The 24,197-nt window shown below is 74.2% G+C and carries 22 protein-coding genes and 1 riboswitch; of the genes, 16 read left to right on the top strand and 6 right to left on the bottom strand.

Annotation, left to right across the window (positions count from 1 at the left end; genetic code table 11):
- Window positions 1–5: 5 nt before the first annotated feature.
- The 5 genes from qcrC (at window position 6) to ACSUPT_RS07010 (ending at window position 6,618) form a co-directional block, all read left to right on the top strand.
- Complete coding sequence (qcrC, locus tag ACSUPT_RS07030; RefSeq protein ID WP_351965561.1) at window positions 6–815, top strand: cytochrome bc1 complex diheme cytochrome c subunit; 810 nt, start codon at window positions 6–8, stop codon at window positions 813–815.
- Window positions 812–1,861, top strand: a complete 1,050-nt coding sequence (gene qcrA / locus ACSUPT_RS07025) for a cytochrome bc1 complex Rieske iron-sulfur subunit (RefSeq protein ID WP_351965562.1) — start codon at window positions 812–814, stop codon at window positions 1,859–1,861. Before qcrC ends, qcrA begins: the two co-directional genes overlap by 4 nt.
- The gene (gene qcrB / locus ACSUPT_RS07020; RefSeq protein ID WP_351965563.1) at window positions 1,858–3,483 is read left to right on the top strand and encodes a cytochrome bc1 complex cytochrome b subunit; all 1,626 of its coding nucleotides are present in this window, start codon (window positions 1,858–1,860) and stop codon (window positions 3,481–3,483) included. The genes qcrA and qcrB overlap by 4 nt, the downstream gene beginning before the upstream one ends.
- Before the next feature lie 147 nt (window positions 3,484–3,630).
- Window positions 3,631–4,695, top strand: a complete 1,065-nt coding sequence (trpD, locus tag ACSUPT_RS07015; protein ID WP_351965564.1) for an anthranilate phosphoribosyltransferase — start codon at window positions 3,631–3,633, stop codon at window positions 4,693–4,695.
- Window positions 4,696–4,857: 162 nt separating this feature from the next.
- Window positions 4,858–4,975, top strand: a riboswitch (SAM riboswitch).
- Window positions 4,976–5,181: 206 nt separating this feature from the next.
- Window positions 5,182–6,618 carry an aminotransferase class V-fold PLP-dependent enzyme gene (locus ACSUPT_RS07010; protein ID WP_399217330.1) on the top strand — a complete coding sequence of 479 codons (1,437 nt, stop codon included), beginning with the start codon at window positions 5,182–5,184 and terminating at the stop codon, window positions 6,616–6,618.
- 112 nt (window positions 6,619–6,730) lie between these two features.
- On the opposite strand, the gene ACSUPT_RS07005 is transcribed toward ACSUPT_RS07010, so the two are convergent.
- Complete coding sequence (locus ACSUPT_RS07005; RefSeq protein ID WP_351965566.1) at window positions 6,731–7,012, bottom strand: Lrp/AsnC family transcriptional regulator; 282 nt, start codon at window positions 7,010–7,012, stop codon at window positions 6,731–6,733.
- Window positions 7,009–7,728, bottom strand: coding sequence for a rhomboid family intramembrane serine protease (locus ACSUPT_RS07000; RefSeq protein ID WP_436943726.1), 720 nt, complete (start codon window positions 7,726–7,728; stop codon window positions 7,009–7,011). Before ACSUPT_RS07000 ends, ACSUPT_RS07005 begins: the two co-directional genes overlap by 4 nt.
- A 214-nt stretch (window positions 7,729–7,942) precedes the next feature.
- Between ACSUPT_RS07000 and ACSUPT_RS06995 the strand changes: the two genes are divergently transcribed.
- From ACSUPT_RS06995 to ACSUPT_RS06975, 5 genes are all read left to right on the top strand, one after another.
- Window positions 7,943–8,185 carry a hypothetical protein gene (locus tag ACSUPT_RS06995; RefSeq protein ID WP_351965568.1) on the top strand — a complete coding sequence of 81 codons (243 nt, stop codon included), beginning with the start codon at window positions 7,943–7,945 and terminating at the stop codon, window positions 8,183–8,185.
- Between the two features lie 62 nt (window positions 8,186–8,247).
- Complete coding sequence (locus ACSUPT_RS06990; RefSeq protein ID WP_351965569.1) at window positions 8,248–9,612, top strand: NYN domain-containing protein; 1,365 nt, start codon at window positions 8,248–8,250, stop codon at window positions 9,610–9,612.
- Window positions 9,613–9,935: 323 nt separating this feature from the next.
- Window positions 9,936–10,961 (top strand): C40 family peptidase, encoded by a 1,026-nt coding sequence (locus ACSUPT_RS06985; protein ID WP_351965570.1) that lies wholly within the window; start codon window positions 9,936–9,938, stop codon window positions 10,959–10,961.
- Between the two features lie 248 nt (window positions 10,962–11,209).
- Window positions 11,210–12,244 carry a C40 family peptidase gene (locus tag ACSUPT_RS06980; RefSeq protein WP_403501584.1) on the top strand — a complete coding sequence of 345 codons (1,035 nt, stop codon included), beginning with the start codon at window positions 11,210–11,212 and terminating at the stop codon, window positions 12,242–12,244.
- 145 nt (window positions 12,245–12,389) lie between these two features.
- The gene (locus tag ACSUPT_RS06975; RefSeq protein ID WP_436946178.1) at window positions 12,390–13,514 is read left to right on the top strand and encodes a hypothetical protein; all 1,125 of its coding nucleotides are present in this window, start codon (window positions 12,390–12,392) and stop codon (window positions 13,512–13,514) included.
- On the opposite strand, the gene ACSUPT_RS06970 is transcribed toward ACSUPT_RS06975, so the two are convergent.
- Complete coding sequence (locus ACSUPT_RS06970) at window positions 13,484–14,773, bottom strand: glycosyltransferase family 87 protein (protein ID WP_351965573.1); 1,290 nt, start codon at window positions 14,771–14,773, stop codon at window positions 13,484–13,486. The genes ACSUPT_RS06975 and ACSUPT_RS06970 overlap by 31 nt on opposite strands.
- 91 nt (window positions 14,774–14,864) lie before the next feature.
- Between ACSUPT_RS06970 and ACSUPT_RS06965 the strand changes: the two genes are divergently transcribed.
- A complete protein-coding gene (locus ACSUPT_RS06965; protein WP_436943723.1) occupies window positions 14,865–16,007 on the top strand; it encodes a glycosyltransferase family 4 protein in 1,143 nt (380 codons plus the stop codon).
- 129 nt (window positions 16,008–16,136) lie between these two features.
- Here the strand turns inward: ACSUPT_RS06965 and ACSUPT_RS06960 are convergent, their stop codons facing one another.
- Together ACSUPT_RS06960 and ACSUPT_RS06955 are read right to left on the bottom strand one after the other, a co-directional pair.
- Window positions 16,137–16,586 (bottom strand): SRPBCC family protein, encoded by a 450-nt coding sequence (locus tag ACSUPT_RS06960; RefSeq protein ID WP_351965575.1) that lies wholly within the window; start codon window positions 16,584–16,586, stop codon window positions 16,137–16,139.
- A gap of 58 nt (window positions 16,587–16,644) precedes the next feature.
- A complete protein-coding gene (locus ACSUPT_RS06955) occupies window positions 16,645–17,421 on the bottom strand; it encodes a metallophosphoesterase family protein (protein WP_436943722.1) in 777 nt (258 codons plus the stop codon).
- A 268-nt stretch (window positions 17,422–17,689) separates the two neighbouring features.
- Between ACSUPT_RS06955 and ACSUPT_RS06950 the strand changes: the two genes are divergently transcribed.
- From ACSUPT_RS06950 to ACSUPT_RS06930, 5 genes are all read left to right on the top strand, one after another.
- Window positions 17,690–19,486: an AMP-dependent synthetase/ligase gene (locus ACSUPT_RS06950; RefSeq protein ID WP_351965577.1), complete on the top strand. Its 1,797-nt coding sequence runs from the start codon at window positions 17,690–17,692 to the stop codon at window positions 19,484–19,486.
- Window positions 19,487–19,767: 281 nt separating this feature from the next.
- Entirely contained in the window at window positions 19,768–20,907 is a 1,140-nt protein-coding gene (locus ACSUPT_RS06945; RefSeq protein WP_436943719.1) for an ArsA family ATPase, read from the top strand.
- 60 nt (window positions 20,908–20,967) lie between these two features.
- Window positions 20,968–21,495: a DUF5304 domain-containing protein gene (locus ACSUPT_RS06940; RefSeq protein WP_403506241.1), complete on the top strand. Its 528-nt coding sequence runs from the start codon at window positions 20,968–20,970 to the stop codon at window positions 21,493–21,495.
- Between the two features lie 77 nt (window positions 21,496–21,572).
- Window positions 21,573–22,514: an ROK family glucokinase gene (locus ACSUPT_RS06935; RefSeq protein WP_351965580.1), complete on the top strand. Its 942-nt coding sequence runs from the start codon at window positions 21,573–21,575 to the stop codon at window positions 22,512–22,514.
- 83 nt (window positions 22,515–22,597) lie between these two features.
- A complete protein-coding gene (locus ACSUPT_RS06930) occupies window positions 22,598–23,353 on the top strand; it encodes an endonuclease/exonuclease/phosphatase family protein (protein ID WP_361660579.1) in 756 nt (251 codons plus the stop codon).
- Between the two features lie 26 nt (window positions 23,354–23,379).
- Here ACSUPT_RS06930 and ACSUPT_RS06925 read toward each other — a convergent pair whose 3' ends face one another.
- Window positions 23,380–24,174, bottom strand: coding sequence for a hypothetical protein (locus ACSUPT_RS06925; RefSeq protein WP_436946177.1), 795 nt, complete (start codon window positions 24,172–24,174; stop codon window positions 23,380–23,382).
- Between the last annotated feature and the right edge of the window lie 23 nt (window positions 24,175–24,197).

Below are 24,197 nucleotides of genomic sequence, written 5' to 3'. Positions count from 1 at the left end.
AATCCGTGAAAAAGCTCTCCGCACGACGACGCCATCCGCTGGCGGCGGTCGTCGTCCTACTTCTCGCGCTGGCGGCCACTGGGGGGCTGTACGCCGCGTTCGCACCCGCGAGCACGGCCCAGGCCGATGAGACCGCCCAGTCCCTCGCCATCGAGGAGGGCAAGAAGCTCTACACCGTCGGCTGCGCCAGCTGCCACGGCACCGGCGGTCAGGGCACCTCCGACGGTCCGTCCCTGGTCGGCGTCGGCTCCGCCGCCGTCGACTTCCAGGTCGGCACCGGCCGTATGCCCGCGCAGCAGCCGGGCGCCCAGGTCCCGCGGAAGAAGAACATCTACACGCAGGCCCAGATCGACCAGCTCGCGGCGTACATCGCGTCGCTCGGCGCCGGTCCCATCACCCCCACCGAGAAGCAGTACAGCGTGGAAGGGGCGGACGTCGCCAAGGGCGGCGAGCTGTTCCGCAACAACTGCGCCCAGTGCCACAACTTCACCGGTAAGGGTGGCGCGCTCACCGAGGGCAAGTACGCGCCGAGCCTTGACGGCGTCAGCGAGAAGCACATCTACGAGGCCATGCAGACCGGCCCGCAGAACATGCCGTCCTTCCCCGACACGACGATGCCGGAGAAGGAGAAGAAGGACATCATCGCGTACATCAAGGCCGTGAACGGTGAGGAGACGCCGACCCCCGGCGGCTTCGCGCTCGGCGGCCTGGGACCGGTCAGCGAGGGCCTGTTCGGCTGGATCTTCGGTCTTGGTTCGCTGATCGCTGTCGCCATCTGGGTCGCGGCCCACACCGCTAAGGCCAAGAAGTCATGAGTAGCCAAGAGATTTCCGAAGAGAGCCTGCCGAGCGAGCAGGACAGCGCGCACGGCAAGGCGCTAGCCGAGAACCCGTTCGCCGACCCGGGGCTGCCGCCCCACAAGCCCCGCATCCAGGACATCGACGAGCGGGCCGCCAAGCGCTCCGAGCGCACGGTCGCCCTGCTCTTCACGACGTCGATGCTGGCCACCGTGGCCTTCATCGCCTCGTTCGTGATCTTCCCGGTCGACAAGATCGTGTACGTGTGGCCGCTCGGCCATGTGAGCGCGACCAACCTGTCGCTCGGCCTGACGCTGGGCATCGCCCTCTTCTGCATCGGCGCCGGCGCGGTCCACTGGGCCCGCACGCTGATGTCCGACGAGGAGATCGCCGACGAGCGCCACCCGATCGAGGCTCCCGCCGAGGTCCGGGCCAAGGTCATGGCCGACTTCGCCCAGGGTGCGGAGGAGTCCGCGATCGGCCGGCGCAAGCTGATCCGCAACACGATGTTCGGCGCGCTGGCCATGGTGCCGCTCTCCGGCCTCGTGCTGCTGCGCGAGCTGGGTCCGCTGCCCGAGAAGAAGCTCTTCCACACCTCGTGGCAGAAGGGCAAGCAGCTCATCAACATGAACACGATGGAGCCGCTGCGCCCCGAGGACGTCGCGGTCGGCTCGCTCACCTTCGCCATGCCGGAGGGCCTGAGCGAGGAGGACCACGACTTCAACAACAAGATCGCCAAGGATGCCCTGATGATCGTCCGGATCCAGCCGGAGGACATCAAGGACAAGCGCGAGCTCGAGTGGTCCCACGACGGCATCGTCGCGTTCTCCAAGATCTGCACCCACGTGGGCTGCCCGATCTCCCTGTACGAGCAGCAGACCCACCACGTCCTCTGCCCGTGCCACCAGTCCACCTTCGACCTGTCCGACGGCGCCCGCGTCATCTTCGGCCCTGCCGGTCACGCCCTTCCGCAGCTGCGGATCGGCGTCAATGACAAGGGCAACCTCGAGGCGCTCGGCGACTTCGAGGAGCCGGTCGGTCCTGCATTCTGGGAGCGCGGATGAGCACCGCATACGACACGAAGCGGAAGGCGCCCGCCGGTGAGCGGGTGGCCGACTGGGCGGACGGCCGGCTCGGGATCTACTCCCTGGCCAAGGCCAACATGCGGAAGATCTTCCCGGACCACTGGTCCTTCATGCTGGGTGAGATCTGCCTCTACAGCTTCATCATCATCATCCTCACGGGTGTGTACCTGACGCTGTTCTTCCACCCGAGCATGAACGAGATCGTGTACCACGGCTCGTACGTGCCGATGCAGGGCGTCCGGATGACCGAGGCGTACGCCTCGACGCTGGACATCAGCTTCGACGTCCGCGGTGGTCTGCTGATCCGGCAGATCCACCACTGGGCCGCGCTGATCTTCATCGCCGGCATGTTCGTGCACATGATGCGCGTCTTCTTCACCGGCGCGTTCCGCAAGCCGCGTGAGATCAACTGGCTGTTCGGCTTCCTGCTGTTCGTCCTGGGCATGTTCACCGGTTTCACCGGCTACTCGCTCCCGGACGACCTGCTCTCCGGCACCGGTGTGCGCTTCACGCAGGGTGCGATCCTGTCCGTGCCGGTCGTCGGCACGTACCTGTCGATGTTCCTCTTCGGCGGCGAGTTCCCCGGCCACGACATGGTCGCCCGGTTCTACTCGATCCACATCCTGCTGCTGCCGGGCATCATGCTCGGCCTCGTGGTGGCGCACCTGATCCTGGTCTTCTACCACAAGCACACGCAGTTCGCGGGCCCCGGCCGCACCAACAAGAACGTGGTCGGCATGCCGCTGCTGCCGGTGTACATGGCCAAGGCCGGCGGCTTCTTCTTCCTGGTGTTCGGTGTCATCGCGGTCATCGCCGCGCTGTTCACCATCAACCCGGTGTGGGCCCTCGGCCCGTACCGCCCGGACATGGTGTCCACCGGCGCCCAGCCCGACTGGTACATGGGCTTCGCCGAGGGTCTCATCCGCGCCATGCCCGGCTGGGAGATCAACGTGTGGGGCCACACGTTCGTCCTGGGCGTGTTCCTCCCGCTGGTCCTGTTCGGCGTGATGCTGGCCGCGATCGCGGTCTACCCGTTCATCGAGGCGTGGATCACCGGCGACAAGCGCGAGCACCACATCCTGGACCGCCCGCGCAACGCCCCGACGCGCACCGCGCTCGGCGTCGCCTGGATCACCGGCTACATGATCATGCTGATCGGCGGTGGCAACGACATCGTCGCCACCTACTTCCACCTGTCGATCAACGCGGTCACCTGGTTCGTCCGGATCTTCTTCTTCGTCGGACCGGTCATCGCCTTCATCGTCACCAAGCGGATCTGCCTGGGTCTCCAGCGCCGCGACCGCGACAAGGTGCTGCACGGCCGCGAGACCGGCATCATCAAGCGGCTGCCGCACGGTGAGTTCGTCGAGGTCCACGAGCCGCTCAGCCAGGCGCAGCTGCACGCGCTCACCGCGCACGAGCAGTACCAGCCGGCGGAGATCGGCCCGACGGTCGACGAGAACGGTGTCGAGCGGAAGCCGACCCGCGGGCAGAAGCTCCGCGCGAAGCTCAGCAAGGGCTACTACGGCGAGGGGAACCAGATCCCCAAGGCCACGGTGGAGGAGTACAAGGAGATCAGCGCGGGCCACGGCCACCACTGATCCCCCTTCCCCCGGGGCCGCGGTCCCGGGGGAACCCAGTCGATCGCCACGGCGAGAGCCCCGTCCAGTCAACGGACGGGGCTCTTTGCCGTCCCCGGGGCTCGCTAGGCTGGACCCGTCAACCTCGACACGGACCCAGGAGCGACCATGAGCGCTGTGCCACCCGCTGGAGGCTCTACCGCGGCGGGCCGCTCCTGGCCCGTCGTCCTCGACACCCTGCTCTCGGGACGGGACCTCGACGCGGACGCGACCGCGTGGGCGATGGAGCGCATCCTGAGCGGCGAGGCGACGAACGCGCAGATCGCCGGGTTCGCCGTCGCGCTGCGCGGCAAGGGCGAGACCGTGGAGGAGATCTCCGGCCTCGTCCGCACCATGTACGCCCACGCCCGCACCATCGACGTGCCGGGCCCGTCCGTGGACATCGTCGGCACGGGCGGGGACGGCGCGAAGACCGTCAACATCTCCACCATGTCGGCCGTCGTCGTGGCCGGTACGGGCGCGAAGGTGGTCAAGCACGGCAACCGCGCCGCCTCCTCCGCGTCGGGAGCATCCGACGTCCTGGAGAAGCTCGGCGTCAATCTGGAGCTGAGCCCGGAGCGGGTCGCCGAGGTGGCGGAGGAGGCGGGCATCACCTTCTGCTTCGCCGTCAAGTTCCACCCCGCGCTGCGGCATGTCGCCGCGGCCCGCAAGGAGCTGGGCATCCGGACGACGTTCAACTTCCTCGGCCCGCTCACCAATCCGGCGCGGGTGCGCGCCCAGGCGACGGGCGTCGCCGACGCGCGGATGGCCCCCATCCTGGCGGGCGTGCTCGCCGAGCGCGGCTCGTCGGCGCTGGTGTTCCGGGGCGACGACGGCCTGGACGAGCTGACCACGACGTCCGGGTCCCGGGTGTGGGTCGTACGGGACGGGGCCGTGCGCGAGGAGGCCTTCCACCCGCGGGACGTGGGCCTCGACGTGGTGCCGGTGGAGGCCCTGCGCGGCGCCGACGCCTCGTACAACGCCGATGTGGCGCGCCGACTGCTGGCCGGGGAGACCGGGCCGGTGCGGGACGCGGTGCTGCTGAACTCCGCGGCGGCGCTGGTGGCGCTGGACCCGGTGGACGCGCCGCTGGCCGAGCAGTTGCGGGCCGGGATGGCGAAGGCCGCCGAGTCCATCGACTCGGGCGCGGCCCGCGAGGTCCTGGAGCGCTGGGTGCGGGCCAGCAACAGCTGAACCCCCGTGTGCCTGTGGCGCCGCGTCCGTGAGGGGCGCGGCGCCACAGGCGTACGAGGGGGGCGCGGCGGGTTCGGTGGGCGCCCGGCGCGCGGGGTCTGTCCGCCATCCGGACGTCCGTCTTGCGGCGCGACCGGGGGTGTGTGGCAGGATGCTCGGCAAGGTCATGAGTGACAGCGACTACGGCCCCGGCCCGCTGTCCGGCAACCCTCCGTCCGTGGCGGGGTGCCCCGGGTGAAGACCAGGCCGCGGGCAGCGAGGTCCGCGGCAAGCGCGGACCCCTGCACACCCTGGGGTCCTGGTCCCGAGGGAGCAGTCACGTGAGCAAGCGAATGCGCTAGGGCTTCTCGGCCCCTTCTTCCCCCTCCTCCGCGCGGGCTTCGTCAGCGCCGCGCGTCGAGGCAACTCCCGTGTGCGGTACGGCCGTCGAGCCGTCCCCGCGGGACGTCACCCCCATTCGCCCTGTCCTCGCCGGGAGAGTCCGCCATGTCCGCGTACCCGAACACCGCCACCGCCCCCGTCTCCGCCGCCGTCTCCACCGCCCCCGTCTCCGCCGCTCCCGCCTCCGACGCCGAGTCGCGCGCCGCCGGCCCGTCGCTGCCGCTGCCCGTCCTGGGACGGGACGTCACCGTGCCGCTCGTCACCGGCGGGGAGGTCGCCTACGCCGCGCTGGACTACGCGGCCAGCGCCCCGGCGCTCCAGCGCGTGTGGGACGACGTCGCCGCGTACGCCCCGTACTACGGGAGCGTGCACCGGGGCGCCGGCTACCTCTCGCAGCTGTCCACCGACCTGTTCGAGAACAGCCGCCGCACGGTCGCGGAGTTCCTCGGCTGCCGCGCCGGTGACGAGGTGGTGTTCACCCGCTCGACGACCGACTCGCTGAACCTGCTGGCCCACGCCCTGCCCGAGGGGTGCGAGGTGTTCGTCTTCGAAACCGAGCACCACGCGTCGCTGCTGCCCTGGCGGAACGCCCGCGTGACGTATCTGGACGCGCCGCGCACGCCCGGGCGGGCGGTGGAGACGCTGGAGCGGGCCCTCGCCGACCGGGAGCCCTACGGGCCGGCGCTGGTCTGTGTGACGGGTGCGTCGAACGTGACCGGCGAGCTGTGGCCCGTACGGGAGCTGGCGGCGGCCGCGCACGCGCACGGGGCGCGGATCGTGCTCGACGCGGCCCAGTTGGCGCCGCACCACCCGGTGGACGTGGCGGATCTGGACGTGGACTGGGTGGCCTTCTCCGGGCACAAGCTGTACGCCCCGTTCGGGGCCGGGGTGCTGGCGGGGCGCGCGGACTGGCTGCGGGAGGCGGAGCCGTACCTCGCGGGCGGCGGGGCGTCGCGGACGGTGTCCCGGCGGGCCGACGGCGGGGTGGACGTCGCCTGGCACACGACGGCCGCCCGGCACGAGGCCGGCTCGCCGAACGTGATCGGCGCGTACGCCGTCGCGTCGGCGTGCCGGGCGCTCGTGGAGGCCGGGTTCGACGCGCTGGTGGCCCGTGAGCGGGAGCTGATCGCGCGGGTGCGCCGGGGGCTGGCGGAGGTGCCGCAGGTGCGGGTGCTGTCGCTGTTCGGCGACGACGCGCCGCGCGTCGGCGTGCTGTCCTTCGTCGTGGACGGCTGGAACAGCTCGCACTTCGCGGCGGCGCTCTCCGCCGAGTACGGCATCGGGGTCCGCGACGGGCTGTTCTGCGCCCATCCGCTGGTGCGGACCCTGCTGGGCGGCTCGGAGCGGGAGCCCGGGGAGTGCGGGGCGCCGGAGGGCGGGCCGGGGGAGAGGTCGCTGAACGCCATCCGGGTCAGCTTCGGCGCGGGGACCCCGGACGAGCACGTGGACCGCTTCGTGCGGGCCGTGCGGGAGCTGGTCGCGGACGGCGCCCGGTGGAGCTACCGCACCGAGGACGGGCGCTGCGTGCCGGACCGCGGCTGAGGCGCGCGGCCCGCGCCGGAGCGTTCCGTGGCCGATTCCGCCTCACCCGTTCGGGTGAATTGGGGGCGGCGTCGGCCACGGGCCGGGACCCCGCGGGCGGGGCCCGGCGCGGTCAGGTGTCGAGGCCGATCGCGAAGGCGGCCTCGAGGTCGTGCTGCGAGTACGTGCGGAACGCGACGTGCGTGTCCGTGGCGACGACGCCGGGGATCTTGCTGATGTGGCCGGGGATGACGTCCGCCAGGTTCTCGTGCTTCGGCACGCGGACCATGGCCACCAGGTCGTAGGTCCCGGTCACCGAGAAGACCTCGCTGACGTTGTCGAGCGCGGCGATGGCCTCCGCGATCTCCGGAATGCGGTCCACGCTGGTCTTGATGAGCACGATCGCGGTGATCACGGCTGTCCCTCTCCCTCGGTGGCCGCTGCTGGGGCCTTCACTCTAATGCCCCGGTAGCGGGCCCACGCGTACAGGAACCCCAGCGCGAAGCCGATCAGGTGCGCCAGGTAGGCGACACCGGGCCCGCTGCCCGCCCCGCGCGCCGCCAGCCACTGCAGGACGAACCAGAAGACCAGCACGATCCAGGCGGGGAAGCGCAGCGGCAGGAAGAAGAGGAACGGGAAGAGGCTGGTCACCCGCGCCCTCGGGAACAGGTACAGGAAGGCGCCCAGCACCGCCGAGACCGCGCCCGACGCGCCGACCAGGGTCTGCTCGCTGCCCGCGTGCGCCAGCGCGTACCCGGCCAGCGCGAGGGCGCCGCTCACCACGTAGAACACCCCGAAGCGGACGTGCCCCATGCGCTCCTCGGCCATCGTGCCGAAGACGAAGAGGAACAGCATGTTCCCCAGCAGGTGCAGCCAGTTGCCGTGCACGAACAGGGCGCTGAACGGGGTGAGCAGCGCCTCGGCGGAGCCGCTCAGCAGATCCGCCGGGATCACGCCCCAGCGCTGGAAGTACGTGCTCTGCGCGGCGACCAGGGCCTCCCCGGTGCCGTACGACCTCGCCAGGCCCGAGGCGGGGCCGAGGACGAAGACCAGCGCGCACACCCCGATGACGCCGTACGTCACCGAGGGCCCGGTGACCGCACGCCGCGACGCTCCACGCCAATCGATCACGCACAGATCATGACGTAAAGGGCATGAGCCGGACAGGGTGCCTCGCCGGGGCCGGGTGTAGCCTCGCCCGGTCTCCCCTCCCGTCCGCGACCGCGGAACCGGGGAGGCCGTAGGGTTACGGGCGTGCCCGGGTGCCTCCCGGGGCACCCGCAGTCCGACGGCGCACCGCGGGTCGAAGAGAGTCGAACGATCCGGACATGACAAGGACGGCACCATGACGACGGTTCCCCAGCCGACCGCCGACACCCGCTGGCGCTGCACGCTCTGCGGCAATCTGACGCGCTTCGACGTGACGCGCTCGTCGAAGGTCGTCGAGTACGTCCATCTGGACCTGGCCGGCGAGCCCACGGTGGAGGAGCGCGAGGTGGTCAGTGAGACCATCGAGTCGGTCCGCTGCCGCTGGTGCAACGCGGTGGACCGGGTCGAGCTGGTGGACAGGCCGGGCGCCGGCTCCTGAGCGCGCGCCCGGTGACGGGACGCGCGGCAGAGTGAGAACGACGGGTAGTGGGGTGACGGATCGTGGCGCAGCCGGCAAGCGGCGATGAGTCGGCCGGTGCGGCAGGTGACGCCGCCGAGGCGCTCGACCGCCCGCTGCCCGAGGCGGTACGGCGCCGGGTCGTCGCACTGGTCGCCGAGGCGTTCGGCGGCCTGACGGTCACCGAGCTGCCGGCCCAGCTGCGGCAGTACGCCCGCTTCACCCCCTCCCGCCGCGCCCGTTTCGCGGGCAACGCGATGGCCGCCGCCCTGGAGACCGACGCGCTGTTCCGGCAGCGCATCGGCGACCGGCTGCGCACCGGCCAGCCCGAGCTGGCCGCCGCCGTCGAGTCCGGCGCCCCGCCCGCCGCCGCCGACCCGGTGGACGTGGCCGCCGCCGCGTACGTGCTGCGCCCCACGGGCTGGGTCAAGCTGGTCGCCGCGGCCGGCGAGGAGGTGCAGCGCGCGGACGCCGAGCGCGCCGACGAGGCGGGCCGGCGGGAGCTGGAGCGGCTGCGCGAGGAGCTGGCGGAGGCCCGCGCCCACACCCGCGCCGAGACCGAGCGGCTGCGCGCCGACCTGGAGGCGGCCCGCAAGGAGGCCGAATCGCTGCAGCGCAAGCTCCGCAGCGCGCAGAGCGACGTCAAGCGCGGCGAGGCCGCCCTGCGGCGCGTCCAGGCGGAGATCGACGCCGTCAAGGCGGACGCCGCAGCCCGCGTGTCGGCCGCCGAGAGCGAGACCCGCCGCCTCAAGACCCGGCTCGGGGAGACCGAGGCCGCCCTGGAGGCCAGCCGCCGCGCCGCGCGCGAGGGCCGCTCGGTGGAGGACGTACGGCTGCGGCTGCTGCTGGACACGGTCCTGGAGGCCGCCCAGGGGCTGCGCCGGGAGCTGGCGCTGCCGCCCGTCTCCGTGCGGCCCGCCGACTCGGTGGACGCGGTGGAGCCCGGCCGGATGTCGCCGAAGGACGTCGCGGCCCGCGCGCTGTCCGAGACCGACCCGGCCCTCCTCGACCAGCTGCTCGCGCTGCCGCAGGCCCATCTCGTCGTGGACGGCTACAACGTCACCAAGGCCGGCTATCCGACGATGCCGCTGGAGAAGCAGCGGCTGCGGCTGCTGGGCGGCCTTTCCGCGCTCGCCGCCCGCACCGGAGCGGAGGTCACCTGCGTCTTCGACGGCGCCGAACTGGCCGCGCCGGTGCTGCTCGCCCCGCCGCGCGGGGTGCGGGTGCTGTTCTCCAAGCCGGGCGTCACCGCCGACGAGCTGATCCGGCAGCTGGTGCGCGCCGAGCCCGCCGGGCGGCCGGTCGTCGTGGTGTCCAGCGACCGCGAGGTGGCCGACGGGGTCGCCAGGTCCGGCGCCCGCCCCGTCGCGTCCGTGATGCTGCTGAAGCGGCTTTCGCGGCTCTCGTAACTCCTGGGCGCGATGCCCGATTTGAGGAAGCGTCCGGGGAACGTACCGTCAACCCCTCATGACCCAGGGTGGGGCCGGAGCAAGGAATGCGCCCGGTGAGCGAGATTTTTCTCATGAGGATTTGAACTGATCACAATGTGGTCACTAGGGTCAGGGCTCGAACCTTCGCGCGGTTGGTCGCCCATCCGGGGCGACAGCGAAGGAACCGCCTGAACCGTGCAGTTCGGACGTGGATCACGGGGAGCGTCCGGACGCCAGCGCGCCCGGGGCAGTTGACCGTCGACCCGGCAGGCGGCTCGAAGAGGAAGAAGGAGCTCGCCTCCGTGGCGTCCCACCGTCGACCCAAGCAGCCGAGCCGCGCCCGCGTGACCGTGCTCACCGCGACCGCCGCCGCGGCCGTCGCCCTCACCTCCCAGACCGCTTCGGCCACGCCGCAGCCCACCAAGGACCAGGTCAAGGAGAAGGTCGACAAGCTGCACCACGAGGCCGAGGCGGCCACGGAGCAGTTCAACCTCGCCGACGAGCGCCGCGAGAAGCTCCAGCAGGAGGTCACCGCCCTCCAGGACCAGGTCGCCCGCGGCCAGGAGGAGCTCAACACCCTGCGCGACAGCATCGGTTCGGTCGCCAGCGCCCAGTACCGCAACGGCGGCATGGACCCCTCGCTCCAGCTGTTCCTCTCCTCCAACCCGGACGACTACCTCGACAAGGCGTCCGCCGTCGACCAGCTGTCCGCCAAGCAGGCCGAGACGCTGCGCACCATCCAGGCCAAGCAGCGCACGCTCGCCCAGCAGCGCGCCGAGGCCACCGCGAAGCTCGCCGACCTGGAGGACGTCCGCAAGTCGCTCGGCGAGAAGAAGAAGAAGTTCCAGACCAAGCTCGCCGAGGCCCAGAAGCTCCTCAACACGCTCACCGCCGAGGAGCGGCGGAAGATGCAGGAGGAGGAGCAGCGCGCCAGCCGCGACGCGAGCGAGCGCGTCGAGCTCGGCAACGAGGTCCCCGCCTCCCAGCGCGGCGCCGCCGCCCTCAACGCCGCCGCCACGCAGATCGGCAAGCCGTACGTCTCCGGCGCCGAGGGCCCCAACTCCTACGACTGCTCCGGCCTCACGCAGTGGGCCTACCGCCAGGCCGGCGTCAGCATCTCCCGCACCACCTACACCCAGCAGAACGACGGTGTGAAGATCGGCCGCAGCCAGCTCAAGCCGGGCGACCTCGTCTTCTTCAACAACCTCGCCCACGTCGGCCTCTACGCCGGCAACAACACCGTCCTGCACGCCCCCAAGCCGGGCGCCTCGGTGCGCTACGAGTCGATGAACTACCTGGGCTCGTTCCAGTTCGGCGTCCGCATCTGACACAGGCCGCCCGCCTCGCGGGCATCTGATATGCGCGGCGCGCCGGGACCGTCCCCGGAGCGCCGCGCACACGCGCCCGATCGGGGGAATTGCCGCCCCCCGCGCTGACGCTCCGCCCCGCCGGTGACCTGTGGTTCCCGGCGGGGCGTCACTTTGTGCGCATCCCGAGGTCTTTGGCCGAGCCGTGACCGCCCGGCTACTGTCTGCCGCGCAACAGCCGCTCGACACAGCTGAAGGGAGCGCGGTCCGTGGCGTCCCACCGCCGTCCCCCCACACCGGGCCTCCACCGGAGCGCCGCCAGGGCCACCGTCCTGTCCGCCGCGGCCGCCACGGCGGCCGCCGCCCTCGGCGCCACCCCCGTGCGGGCCGAGCCGGCCGGCCCCGCCGACACCGTCCGCGCCCGCGTCGACCGCCTCTACGCCGAGGCCGAGCAGGCCACGGAGGAGTACAACGCCGCCGACGAACGCGCCGACCGGCTCCGCCACACCGTCGAGGCCGCCCGCGACAGCGTGGCGCGCGGCCAGGAGCGCATCAACCGCATGCGCGGGGCGCTCGGCTCGGCCGCCGGCGCCCAGTACCGGTCCGGCGGCATCGACCCGGCGCTCGCCCTGATGCTGTCCGAGAAGCCCGACGCCTACCTCGACAAGGCCGCCGCGCTGGACCGCCTCGGCGAGCGGCAGGCCGCCGCGCTCGGCGAACTGCGCCTCGCGCAGCGGCGGTTGGCCCAGGAGCGCGCCGAGGCGGGACGGGCCCTGGCGGAACTGGAGCGCAGCCGGGCCGCGGTCGCCCGGCACAAGCGGAGCGTGGAGCACAAGCTCGCCGCCGCGCGGGCGCTGCTGAACTCCCTGACGGCGGCCGAGCGCGCCGACTTCGACCGGGCCTCCCGCTCCGGGCGCGACGACACGGCGCAGCCGCCCGCGGCCGACGGGGCCGCCTCGCCGCGCGCCGCCGCAGCCGTGCGGGCCGCCCGTTCGGCGCTCGGCAAGCCGTACGTGTGGGGCGCCAACGGGCCAAACGCCTTCGACTGCTCGGGGCTCACCCAGTGGGCGTACGCCCAGGCCGGGGTCGGCCTGCCGCGCACCTCCCAGGCGCAGCGGAACGCGGGACGGCACGTCGGGCTGGCCGAGGCGCGGCCCGGGGACCTGGTCACCTACCGGTCGGACGCCAGCCACGTCGCCCTGTACGTCGGCGGCGGCCAGGTCATCCACGCCCCCTACCCGGGCGCCCCGGTCCGCTACGACCCGGTCGGCATGATGCCGATCTCGGCGGTCACCCGCGTCTGAGCGCGCGGGACGCCCCCGGACCCGCGCCTACCATCGGGGCGTGACGTTTCCGGAGCGGTGGACCCGACGCCGAACGGCCGGGAGGCGGGCCGCGCCGCGGCGCGCCGCCGGGCGGTGGATCGCCGGGCGGTGGATCGCCGCCCTCATGGCGCTGGGCGTCCTCGCCCCTGGGTGCGCCGCGCGGCAGGACCCGCCGGCGGGCGACGACGGGTCCGTGCGGGACGCCGTGGCCGCGCGGGCCGACCTCGTACCGGGCCTGCTGGGCGGCGCGCCGGTCCGGTCGGCCGCGTACCGGACGCTGGACGTGCGGTACGACGGCCCGGCCCGCGCGGGCGCCGACGCCGAGCTGACGTACAGCCTCGACGGCCACGACCCCGCGCCCGCCACCGCCCGCCGCAGCATCGACCTGGTGCGCCGCGACGGCAGGTGGCACGTCACCGCCGACCGGCCCGCCCCCGGGCAGCCCGCCCAGCTCTGGGACCAGGGCCGCGTCCAGGCGGTACGGGGCGCCCGCAGCCTCGTGCTGGGCGTCGGCCACCCGGCCGCGCTCCTGCGCCAGGTCGCGGCGCACGCGGACCGGGCCGTCCCGGCCGTCGCCGCCGCGTGGCCGGACGCCGCCTGGAAGGGCACCGTCGTCGTCCTCGTACCGTCCGGGCTCGACGCGATGGGCGCCCTCCTCGGGGCCGGGCCCGGCGCGTACCGGGGCGTCGCCGCCGTGACGACCGGCCGCACCGGCGGCGGGGCCGCGGACCGCGTGGTGGTCAACCCGGAGGCGTACCGGCAGCTCGGGGACTTCGGGCGGACCTTCGTCCTCGCCCACGAGACCGCCCATGTCGCCACCCGCGCCGCCACGACCGGCGCCACGCCCCTGTGGCTGTCGGAGGGCCTGGCCGACCGGATCGCGTACGCCGGCACGGGCCGCACGGCGGCCGACGCCGCGCCCGAGCTGGGCCGGGCCGTGCGCGCCGGGGACCTGCCGCGGACGCTGCCGGCCGACGGGGACTTCGGCTTCGGCGGGGACCCGGCCGCCGTGGCCCGCGCCTACGAGGGCGCCTGGCTGGCCTGCGAGCTGATCGCCGACCGGTGGGGCGGGGAGCGGCTCGCCGCGTTCTACCGGGCGGCCGGGAGGACCGGCGCGGCCCGCGCCTTCCGCGACGTGCTCGGGACCACGCCGGAGGCGTTCACCCGGGCCTGGCGCGAGCGCCTCCGCGAGGAGTTCGGCGGCCCGGGCCCCGGCCGTCAGGACTTCAGCAGCGCCCCGTCGCGGTGAGCGCCCTGCGCGGGCACCCGCGCCCCGGGGCCGCCGCCGTCACCGCCGCCCTCGCCCGCCGCCTCGCGCAGCCGGGGCTCGGTGACCGTGCGCCGCCACAGCTCCCGCGCCGCCAGCAGCGACGCCGCGACCAGCAGCCCGTTGCGCGTGAACAGCAGCACCAGCCCCAGCCCGTCGCTGGCGACCACATGGCTGAACCAGATCGGGAACTCCAGCAGTGTCACCCCGGTCGCCACCAGCACCAGCACCGCCGGCCGGCGCATGCGGCTGCCGCGCCACACCAGGCACACCGCCGCGAGCCCGACGAGCCACAGCATGTACTGCGGGCTGATCACCCGGCTCGTCGTGGTGAACAGCAGCACCGCGACGAACGCCGCGTCGGCCAGGGCCGTCGGGCCGAACTCCCGCGCCCGCACCCGCCACAGCACCAGCCACGCGAACGCCAGCAGCGTCAGCGCCATCGCGGCCCGGCTGACCAGCGGCACGTACGGGCCGAGGAACTCCACCGACCCGTAGTTCAGCCGGACGTCCCCGTCCCAGGCGCCGAAGAACCGCGCCACATGGAAGACCAGCGACCCCAGCGACTCGACCTCCGTGCCCCGGTCCCGCTGGAAGGTGAGGAACGCCAGCGCGCCCGGCGCCGCCAGCACGCACGCCCCCAGCACCGCCGCGCCCGACACGACCGCGGCCGTCCACGACCGGCGCGTCACCCGGCCCCGGGCCGTACCGGCCAGCAGCAGCGCCGGCCACACCTTCAGCAGCGCGCCGACCCCGGCGAGCACCCCCATCGTGCGCGGGTTGCGCACCCCCGCGAGCAGCGCCGCGACGGCGACGGCGGTGACCATGATGTCGTAGCGGGAGTACGCCGTCGGGCCGAGCAGCGGGACGCCCGCCAGCCACACCCACGCGCCCGCGTGGCTCTTGCCGGGGCGCCCGCCCGCGTACATCAGCAGCCCGAACACCACCGCGTCGCAGACCAGCGCCAGGACGAAGAAGGCGTGCGCGTACTCCAGGAACGGCAGCAGGCCGGGGGAGAGGATCGCGAACGCCGCGGCCGGCGGGTACTGCCAGGTCACGTCGTCCAGCGGGTACGTGCCGCCGCGCAGCACCTGGTACCAGTCGAAGTAGATCACCGACACGTCGGTCGTGACGTCCGGGCCGGGGACGAAGACGACCCTGAAGGTGTAGAGCAGGAGGACGGCCCTGCTGAGCAGCCACAGGGCGGCCAGGGGGAAGCGCGGTCCGCTCGGGAGCTTCATCGGTACCTCGTCCGGTTTCGTGGTGATCTGCGGCTGGGGGCGGTACGGTGCGCGAGCGGTGCGGGCGGGCCGTTCGGTACTGTCGGCCACGATGCACAAGACGCTGATCGTAACGAACGACTTCCCGCCCCGGCCCGGGGGCATCCAGGCGTTCCTGCACAACATGGCGCTGCGGCTGGACCCGGACAGGGTCGTCGTCTACGCCTCCACGTGGAAGCGGGGGCGGGAGGGCGCGGAGGCGACCGCGCGGTTCGACGCGGAGCAGCCGTTCCCCGTCGTGCGCGACCGCACGACGATGCTGCTGCCCACGCCCCGCGTCACCGCGCGGGCCGCGGGGCTGCTGCGCGAGCACGGCTGCACGTCCGTGTGGTTCGGCGCGGCCGCGCCGCTCGGCCTCATGGCGCCCGCGCTGCGCCGCGCCGGGGCCCGCCGCCTGGTCGCCACGACGCACGGGCACGAGGCGGGCTGGGCGCAGCTGCCGGTCGCGCGGCAGCTGCTGCGGCGCATCGGCGAGGGCACGGACACGATCACGTACCTGGGCGAGTACACCCGCTCCCGGATCGCCACCGCGCTCAGCCCCGAGGCGGCCGCGCGGATGACGCAGCTGCCGCCCGGCGTCGACGAGAAGAGCTTCGACCCCGGCTCGGGCGGCGACGAGGTGCGCGCCCGGCTCGGCCTGGCCGGCCGGCCCGTCGTCGTGTGCGTCTCGCGCCTGGTGCCGCGCAAGGGCCAGGACACGCTGATCCGGGCCATGCCCGCGGTCCTCGCCGCCGTGCCGGACGCCGTCCTGCTGATCGTCGGCGGCGGCCCGTACGCCAAGGACCTGGAGCGCCTGGCCCGCGAGACCGGTGTGGCGGGGTCCGTGCGCTTCACCGGGCCCGTGCCGTGGGAGGAGCTGCCCGCGCACTACGGGGCCGGCGACGTGTTCGCCATGCCGTGCCGCACCCGGCGCGGGGGCCTCGACGTGGAGGGCCTGGGCATCGTGTACCTGGAGGCGTCCGCGACGGGCCTCCCGGTCGTCGCCGGCGACTCGGGCGGCGCCCCCGACGCGGTGCTGGACGGCGAGACCGGCTGGGTCGTCCGGGGCGGCTCCCCGGAGGAGGCCGCCGACCGGATCGTCCCGCTGCTCCAGGACCCCGAGCTGCGCCGCCGCATGGGCGAGCGGGGCCGCCGGTGGGTCGAGGAGAAGTGGCGCTGGGACCTGCTGGCGGAACGCCTCAAGGCGCTGCTGTAGCCCGCGGCTCCCCGCCCCCTCGGGCGCGGCGGCATCGCCCCTCGCGGGGCGCCCGGGACCGGAGGGCCTCGCCCCCCGCGGGGCGCCTTCGACCGGCGGCGCGGGTCCCCGCCCGGGCGGGGCGGGGGTTCAGGCGCCGGGGCGGGACTCGACGCGCTTCTTCAGGCCCGCGAGGGCGCGGTCGATGATGACCTTCTCGGCCTTGCGCTTGATCATGCCCAGCATGGGGATCTTGACGTCCACCGTCAGCCGGTAGGTGACCTCCGTGCGGGCGCCGCCCGCCAGCGGGGTCAGCTTGTACGAGCCGTCCAGCGCCCGCAGCATCTGCGACTTCACCAGCGTCCAGCTGACCTCGTCGTCACCGGTCCAGGTGTACGCCAGCGTGTGGTCGTCCTTGATGGCTCCGGCGTCCAGCAGGAGGCGGACCTGCTCGGCGCGGCCGGCGGCGTCCTTCGACAGCACCTCCGCCTCCTTGACCTCGCCCGTCCACTCCGGGTAGCGCGCGAAGTCGGCGATCACTCCCATGACCTCGGCGGGGGCCGCCTCGATCGTGATGCTCGAGCTGGTGTGTTCCGCCATCGCTGTGGCTCCTCCAGAGGGCTCGGTACGTGGGGGAAGGCTATCGCGTGCCCGCGGGTCACCATTCCAGGGCCCACGGCCGCCCCGTGGAGGCGAAGTGGCCCACGTTGACGCACTCGGTCGCGCCCACGCGCATGCGCCGCGCCAGCGGCTGGTGGACGTGCCCGAACAGCGCGTACCGGGGCCGTACCCGGCGGATCGCGGCCAGCAGGGCGCCCGAGCCGCGCTCGAAGCGGCGGGCGACGGTGTCGTAGGTGAGCTCCGGCACGTCCGGCGGGATGTGGGAGCAGAGCACGTCGACCTCGCCGAGCGCCTCCACCTTCGCCGCGTACTCCTCCTCCGGGACCTCGTACGGCGTGCGCATCGGGGACGGCAGGCCGCCGCCGACGAAGCCGAACACGCGGCCGCCGATCTCGACGCGCTCTCCGTCCAGGACGGTCGTGCCGGGCCGGGCGTACTCCGGCCACAGCGTCGGGATGTCGACATTGCCGTAGGTGGCGTACGTCGGCGTGGGGAGCGCGGCGAACAGCTCGGCGTACTGGGCGCGGACGGCCGACTCCACGGCGGCGGCCTTGTCGACGCCGCGCTCCGCCAGCTCCGCCCACAGGCCGCGGGCGAAGACGCGCGCCTCGTCGAAGCGGCGGGCGGTGCGCAGGGCGACGATGCGCCCGGCGTTCTCCGCGCCGAACAGGTCGGGGAAGATCCCGCGCCCGTGGTCCGCGTAGTCGAGGAAGAGCACCAGGTCGCCGAGGCAGACCAGCGCGTCGGCGCCGTCCCCGGCCTTGGCGAGGTCCCGGGCGTTGCCGTGCACGTCGCTGACCACATGAATGCGCATGACACCCCACCTTAAGGGCCCCGGGAGGGGGCCGGACCTGCGGTTACTTCCACCTCGCGACGAGAGTGGACTACTGTGCGCGCAGTAGTGCCAATGATGTGTGACGCAGCGAACATCTGACCAGGACCCCCTATCGGGAACGAGGTACTGGTGGGTAACGTCCGGGCAGTCCAGTCGTGCTCACCCCACTGAGCACGTGTCCGTTTGGACCGCGAACCGACGCATCACACAGAGCCGTGGCGTCGGCGCCCGATGAGGAGCAGCAGTCTTGCGCGAGTTCAGCCTTCCGGCCCTGTACGAGGTCCCCGCGGACGGCAATCTGACGGACCTCGTCCGCCGCAACGCCGCGCAGCACCCAGACGTGCCCGTCATGGCCCGCAAGGTGGCCGGCGGCTGGCAGGACGTCACCGCCGAGGGCTTCCTCGCCGAGGTGCGCGCGGCGGCGAAGGGCCTGATCGCGCGGGGCGTGCGGCCGGGCGACCGGGTCGCGCTCATCTCCCGCACCCGCTACGAGTGGGTGCAGCTGGACTTCGCCGTCTGGAGCGCGGGCGCGGTGACCGTGCCGGTGTACGAGACGAGCTCCCCCGAGCAGATCCAGTGGATCCTCGGCGACTCGGGCGCGGTCGCGGTGATCGTGGAGAGCGCGGCGCACGCCGAGGCCGTGGAGTCCGTACGCGACGCGCTGCCGGCGCTCACGCACGTGTGGCGGATCGACGGCGGGGCCGTCGACGAGCTGACCGAGGCCGGCCGCGAGGTCTCCGACGAGACCCTCGAAGAGCGCTGCTCGACCGCCAAGGCGGACGACGTGGCGACCATCGTCTACACGTCCGGCACGACGGGCCGCCCCAAGGGCTGTGTGCTCACCCACCGCAACTTCTTCGCCGAGTGCGGCAATGTCGTGGAGCGGCTGAAGCCGCTGTTCCAGACCGGCCGCTCGTCGGTGCTGCTCTTCCTGCCGGCCGCGCACGTCTTCGGCCGCATGGTGGAGGTGGCGTCGGTGCTCGCGCCGATCCGCCTCGGCTGCGTACCGGACATCAAGAACCTGACGGACGACCTCGCGTCGTTCCGGCCGACGCTGATCCTGGGCGTGCCGCGCGTCTTCGAGAAGGTCTACAACTCGGCGCGGGCGAAGGCCCAGGCGGACGGCAAGGGCAAGATCTTCGACCGCGCGGCCCAGACGGCCATCGCGTACAGCCGCGCCAAGTCCACGCCGGGCGGCCCCTCGCTCGGCCTGCGGCTGAAGCACAAGCTGTTCGACGTGCTCGTCTACTCCAAGCTCCGCGCGGTGCTGGGCGGCCGCTGCGAGTTCGCGATCTCGGGCGGCGCGCCGCTGGGCGAGCGGCTCGGCCACTTCTACAGCGGCATCGGCTTCACCGTGCTGGAGGGGTACGGCCTGACGGAGTCGTGCGCGGCGACCGCGTTCAACCCGTGGGACCGGCAGAAGATCGGCACGGTCGGCCAGCCCCTGCCCGGCTCCAAGGTGCGGATCGCCGACGACGGCGAGGTGCTGCTGCACGGCGAGCACATCTTCACGGGCTACTGGAACAACGAGGCGGCGACGGCCGACGCGCTGGCCGACGGCTGGTTCCACACGGGCGACATCGGCACCCTCGACGAGGACGGCTACCTGGCCATCACCGGCCGCAAGAAGGAGATCCTGGTCACCGCGGGCGGCAAGAACGTCGCCCCGGCCGTGATCGAGGACCGCATCCGGGGGCACGCCCTGGTCGCGGAGTGCATGGTCGTCGGCGACGGCCGGCCGTTCGTGGGCGCCCTGATCACGCTGGACGAGGAGTTCCTGGCGCGCTGGGCGGCCGAGCACGGCAAGCCGGCCGGCGCGACGGCGGCGCAGCTGCGCGACGACCCGGAGCTGCTGGCCGAGGTGCAGCGGGCCGTGGACGACGGCAACGCGGCGGTGTCGAAGGCCGAGTCGGTCCGCAAGTTCCGCGTCCTGACCTCGCAGTTCACCGAGGAGGCGGGCCACATCACGCCGTCGCTGAAGCTGAAGCGGAACGTGGTGGCGAAGGACTTCGCCGACGAGATCGAGGCGATCTACCAGAGCTGACCCGTCGGCCGGCCCGTCGGCCGCGCCAGGCGGTGCCGGCCCTTCCGGTGGCCGTACCCGGACCCGGCGCGCGCCCCGGCACGTCGCGCGGAGCCTTCCGGCGCCCGTCAGGACCCCTCCCGGCGGGCGCCGCGGCGTTCCCGGCGTCCGCCGCGGCGTTCCGGACAGGCGCGGGCCCGGAGGGCGAGGAGGCGCGGCGGCCGAGGGCACCGAGGGCTCCGAGGGCTCCGAGGGCAAGGGTGCCCGGCGGGTGTCCGCGCGCAGGGGGTTACCGTGCACGCATGCGCACCCTCCTCGTCACGGGCCCCGGCGGCTCCGGCCGCACCACCGTCGCCGCGGCCACGGCCCTGGCGGCCGCCCGCGACGGGCGGAAGGTCCTCCTCCTGACCGGCGACGCGGCCGTCCCCGCCGACGGCGCCCCCGCCACCCTGACCGTGCACCGCCCGGACCCCGCCGCCCACTTCCGCCAGGAGCTCCTCGCGCTCCAGGCGCACGCCGCGCCCGCCCTCGAACTGCTGGGCGCCGCCCCGCTCGACGACGACGAGCTGACCCCGCTGCCCGGCAGCGCCGCGTCCGCGTACCTCAAGGCCCTGCGCGACGCCGCCCGCGGCGACTGGGACCTCCTCGTCGCCGACCTCCCGCCCCTCCCCGAGGCGATCGCCCTGCTCGCGCTGCCCGAGCAGCTGCGCCGCTACCTGCGCCGCCTCCTCCCGCCCGAGCGGCAGGCCGCCCGCGCCCTGCGCCCGATGCTGGCCCAGCTCGCCGGCGTCCCCATGCCCCCGGACGGCCTGTACGAGGCCGCGGCCCGCAAGGACGCCGACCTCGCCGCCGTACAGGACCTCGTCCACGCCCCGTCGGCCGGTGTCCGCCTCGTCGTGGAGCCCGGCCCGGCCGCCGCCGACGCGCTGCGCACCGCCCGCGCCGGTCTCGCCCTCCACGGCCTCGCCCTCGACACGCTCGTCGCCAACCGCGTCCTGCCCGCCGCGTCCCAGGACCCCTGGCTCGCCGCCCTCGCCGCGCAGCAGCAGACCCACCTCAAGGAGCTGTACGGGGACGGCACCCCCGCCGTGCACGAGGTGCCCCACCTCGGCCGCGACCCGCGCACCGGCGGCGATCTGGCCCTCCTGCGCGCGCCCGGCCCCAGCGCCGCGCCCGTCCCCGCCCCTCGGTGGACCGTCGAGGACCGGCGCGACACCGACGGCGTGCTGGTCTGGCGCATCCCCCTGCCCGGCGCCGCCAAGCCCGACCTGGGGCTCGTACGGCGCGGCGACGAGCTGGTGCTGACCGTCGGACCGTTCCGCCGCGTCGTCCCGCTGCCCGCCGCGCTGCGCCGCTGCACCGTCGCCGGGGCCGCCCTGCGCGACGGGGAGCTGCGCGTACGGTTCGCTCCCGATCCCGGCCTGTGGCCCTGCACCCCCTGAACCCGCCCGCGGTGGACGGACCCCTGAACGCCCGCGCGCCGGTCGGGTACCGTCGATGACATGAGCGATGCCACCCACCGCCCCGGCACCCCCGAGGACGACGCCTGGGCGCGGGCCTGCGCCGAGGACCTGGCGGCCGAGCGCGCCCGCCGCCGCGGCCAGGATGGCCCCCCGCCCGGCTCGGCCGCCGAGGAGCTGCGCAAGCTCGTCGACGCGGTCGCCGACAAGGTCTCCTCGCTCGGCACGCCGCTGCTCGGCGCCGGAGCGCAGAGCGCCGTCCGGCAGGCCGTCGCCCAGGCGAAGTCCGCGATCGAGCCGGTCATCGAGCGCAACCCGCAGGTCTTCGACCACCTCGCGGCCGCCGGAAACGAACTCCTCGCCGCCTACCGCTCCGCCGTCCAGGGCCACGAGCAGCGCTGGACCCGGGGCGGCGACGAGCCGGGCCGGGGCCAGGCCGGTCGGGACGCCGGAGGCTCGCGGGACGCGGGCGGACCGGGCACCCCGCAGGACCCCCTCCGCCCCGAACGGCCCGGGCACGGACGGGACGACGAGGGTCCGGCGGGTAGCCAGCACATCGACCTGGACTGACGAGAAGGCGAACAGCCGGACGCCCGCCCTCGGGTACGGTTGGGCATAGCGGGGCTCGACCGAAAACTGAGGGACACATGGGACTCACCATCGGCGTCGACATCGGCGGCACGAAGATCGCGGCCGGCGTGGTCGACGAAGAGGGCACCATTCTCGACACCCACAAGGTGCCGACCCCGTCGACACCCGAGGGCATCGTCGACGCGATCTGCGCCGCCGTCTCCGAGGCCGGCAAGGGCCATGACATCGAGGCCGTCGGCATCGGCGCCGCCGGCTACGTCGACGACAAGCGCGCGACCGTCCTGTTCGCGCCCAACATCGACTGGCGGCACGAGCCGCTGAAGGACAAGGTCGAGCAGCGCGTCGGGCTCCCCGTCGTCGTGGAGAACGACGCGAACGCCGCCGCCTGGGGCGAGTACCGCTTCGGCGCCGGCCAGGGCCACGACGACGTCATCTGCATCACGCTCGGCACGGGCCTCGGCGGCGGCATCATCATCGGCAACAAGCTGCGCCGCGGCCGGTTCGGCGTCGCCGCCGAGTTCGGCCACATCCGGGTCGTCCCGGACGGTCTGCTGTGCGGCTGCGGAAGCCAGGGCTGCTGGGAGCAGTACGCCTCCGGCCGCGCCCTCGTCCGGTACGCCAAGCAGCGCGCCAACGCCACCCCGGAGAACGCCGCGATCCTGCTGTCCCTCGGCGACGGCACGCCCGAGGGCATCCAGGGCAAGCACATCAGCGACGCCGCCCGGCAGGGCGACAAGGTCGCCGTCGACTCCTTCCGCGAGCTCGCGCGCTGGGCCGGCGCGGGCCTCGCGGACCTGGCGTCGCTGTTCGACCCGTCGGCGTTCATCGTCGGCGGCGGCGTCTCCGACGAGGGCGAGCTGGTCCTCGACCCGATCCGCAAGTCGTTCCGCCGCTGGCTCGTCGGCGGCAAGTACCGGCCGCACGCCCAGGTCCTCGCCGCCCAGCTCGGCGGCAAGGCCGGCCTGGTCGGCGCCGCGGACCTCGCCCGCCAGGGCTGAGCCCCGACGGCCCGCCGGATCTCCCGCACAGCCGCCCGCCGCGTCCCGCCCGGACGCGGCGGGCGCTGCCGTATCGTGCCCGCATGGCGCTCACCGCACTGCCCGACTCCCGTACCGAGCCGGACGGTTCGGCCGTGATCCGGGTGCTCAGCTACAACATCCGCTCGATGCGCGACGACGAGGACGCCCTGGCGCGGGTCATCCACGCCTGCGCCCCCGACGTCGTCCTCGTCCAGGAGGCGCCGCGCTTCTTCCGCTGGCGCAAGCACGCCGCGCGGCTCGCCGCCAAGAGCGGACTGCTCGTCCTGGGCGGCGGCGCCCCCGCGTCCGGGCCGCTGCTGCTGTGCTCGCTGCGCGTCACCGTCGAGCGCACCCGCGACATCCTGCTGCCGCTCACCCCCGGACTGCACCGGCGCGGCTTCGCCACCGCCGTCGTACGCGTCGCGGGCGCCCGCTTCGGGGTGCTCAGCTGCCACCTCAGCCTGCGCGCCGACGAGCGGTACGCCCAGGCCGGCATGCTGCTGGACGAACTCGCCGCCCTCGACGCGCCCCACGCCATCGCCGGGGGCGACATCAACGAACGCCCCGACGGCCGCTCGTTCCGCCGCCTCGCCGCCGAGCTCCAGGACTGCCGGGCCGTACGGCCTTGGGGCGGTGAGCACACCCACCCGCCCGGCGACCCGCACCAGCGGATCGACGCCGTCTTCGCCACCCCCGGCGTGGAGGTGCTGGGCTGCGGCGTACCCGCCGGGCTGCCCGGCGTCCACGACGCGGACCTGAGGGCGGCGACGGACCATCTGCCCGTGCTCGCCGCCCTCCGCGTACCGGCCGCCACCTGAGGGCGGCCGCCGCCCGGCGCGGCGGGTCAGACGACCGCGCCGCGCCCCGGATCGTCGTCGTCCTCGTCGTCACCGGACTGCATCCGCGCCACCAGCGTCGCGAAACCGCCCAGGAAGCCGCCGACGCACAGCGTGGTCAGCCACCAGGTCATGTCCCACTGGAGGAGCACGGCGAGCAGCATCAGCACCGGCCCGCCGATCACGCCCAGCCAGCCGAACTTGGCAGCCGAGTCGGCCTCCGGCAGCGGCGGCGGCTCGGGCGGTACGAAGTGCCCCTCGCCGTCGTCGTCCCCGTCGCCGTCCGCGCCCCGTCGGCCCGCGCGCCCGGCGGGCGCGGCGGGCGCGTCGGCGTCGGGATCGGCCAGCTCGTAGTCGCGCGGGCCGCGCGGCCCGACACCCGGCGCGAAGACGATGGAACCGCCCAGCGCGGGCCGGTTCACCGACGTACCGCTCGCCGCCGGGCCCGCCCCGTCACCGTCACCGTCGCCCGGCCCGTCACCGGCCCCGTCGCGCGACCCGCCCCCGTCGTCCTCGCCGGAGGCGGCGTCGCCGCCCTCGCCGGTCGGGCCGCGGTCCGCACCGCCCCCGCCGTCGCGGCGGCCGCCACCTCCGGCGGCCGGGGCGCCGCTCCCGCGCGGCCCGTCGCCCCCGGTACCGGTCCCGTCCACGCCGTCATGGTCCGGCAGCGCCAGGTCCCTGACCGGGCGGAACGGCCGCGCGCCCGGCGGGTCCGGCGGCTCCTCCCCGTACGCGGCGACGATCGCCGCCCAGGCCGCCTCCTCGTCGATGGGCGCCCCGCCGCCGTCGCCGGGCTCCGGCACCGGCCGGTCCCGGGGGCCGCCGC

Source organism: Streptomyces sp. SudanB25_2051 (assembly GCF_964272635.1).
Classification (GTDB): Bacteria; Actinomycetota; Actinomycetes; order Streptomycetales; family Streptomycetaceae; genus Streptomyces.
The sequence above is the reverse complement of the archived record's forward strand: the minus strand, read 5'-3'. Positions and strand labels throughout refer to the sequence as shown.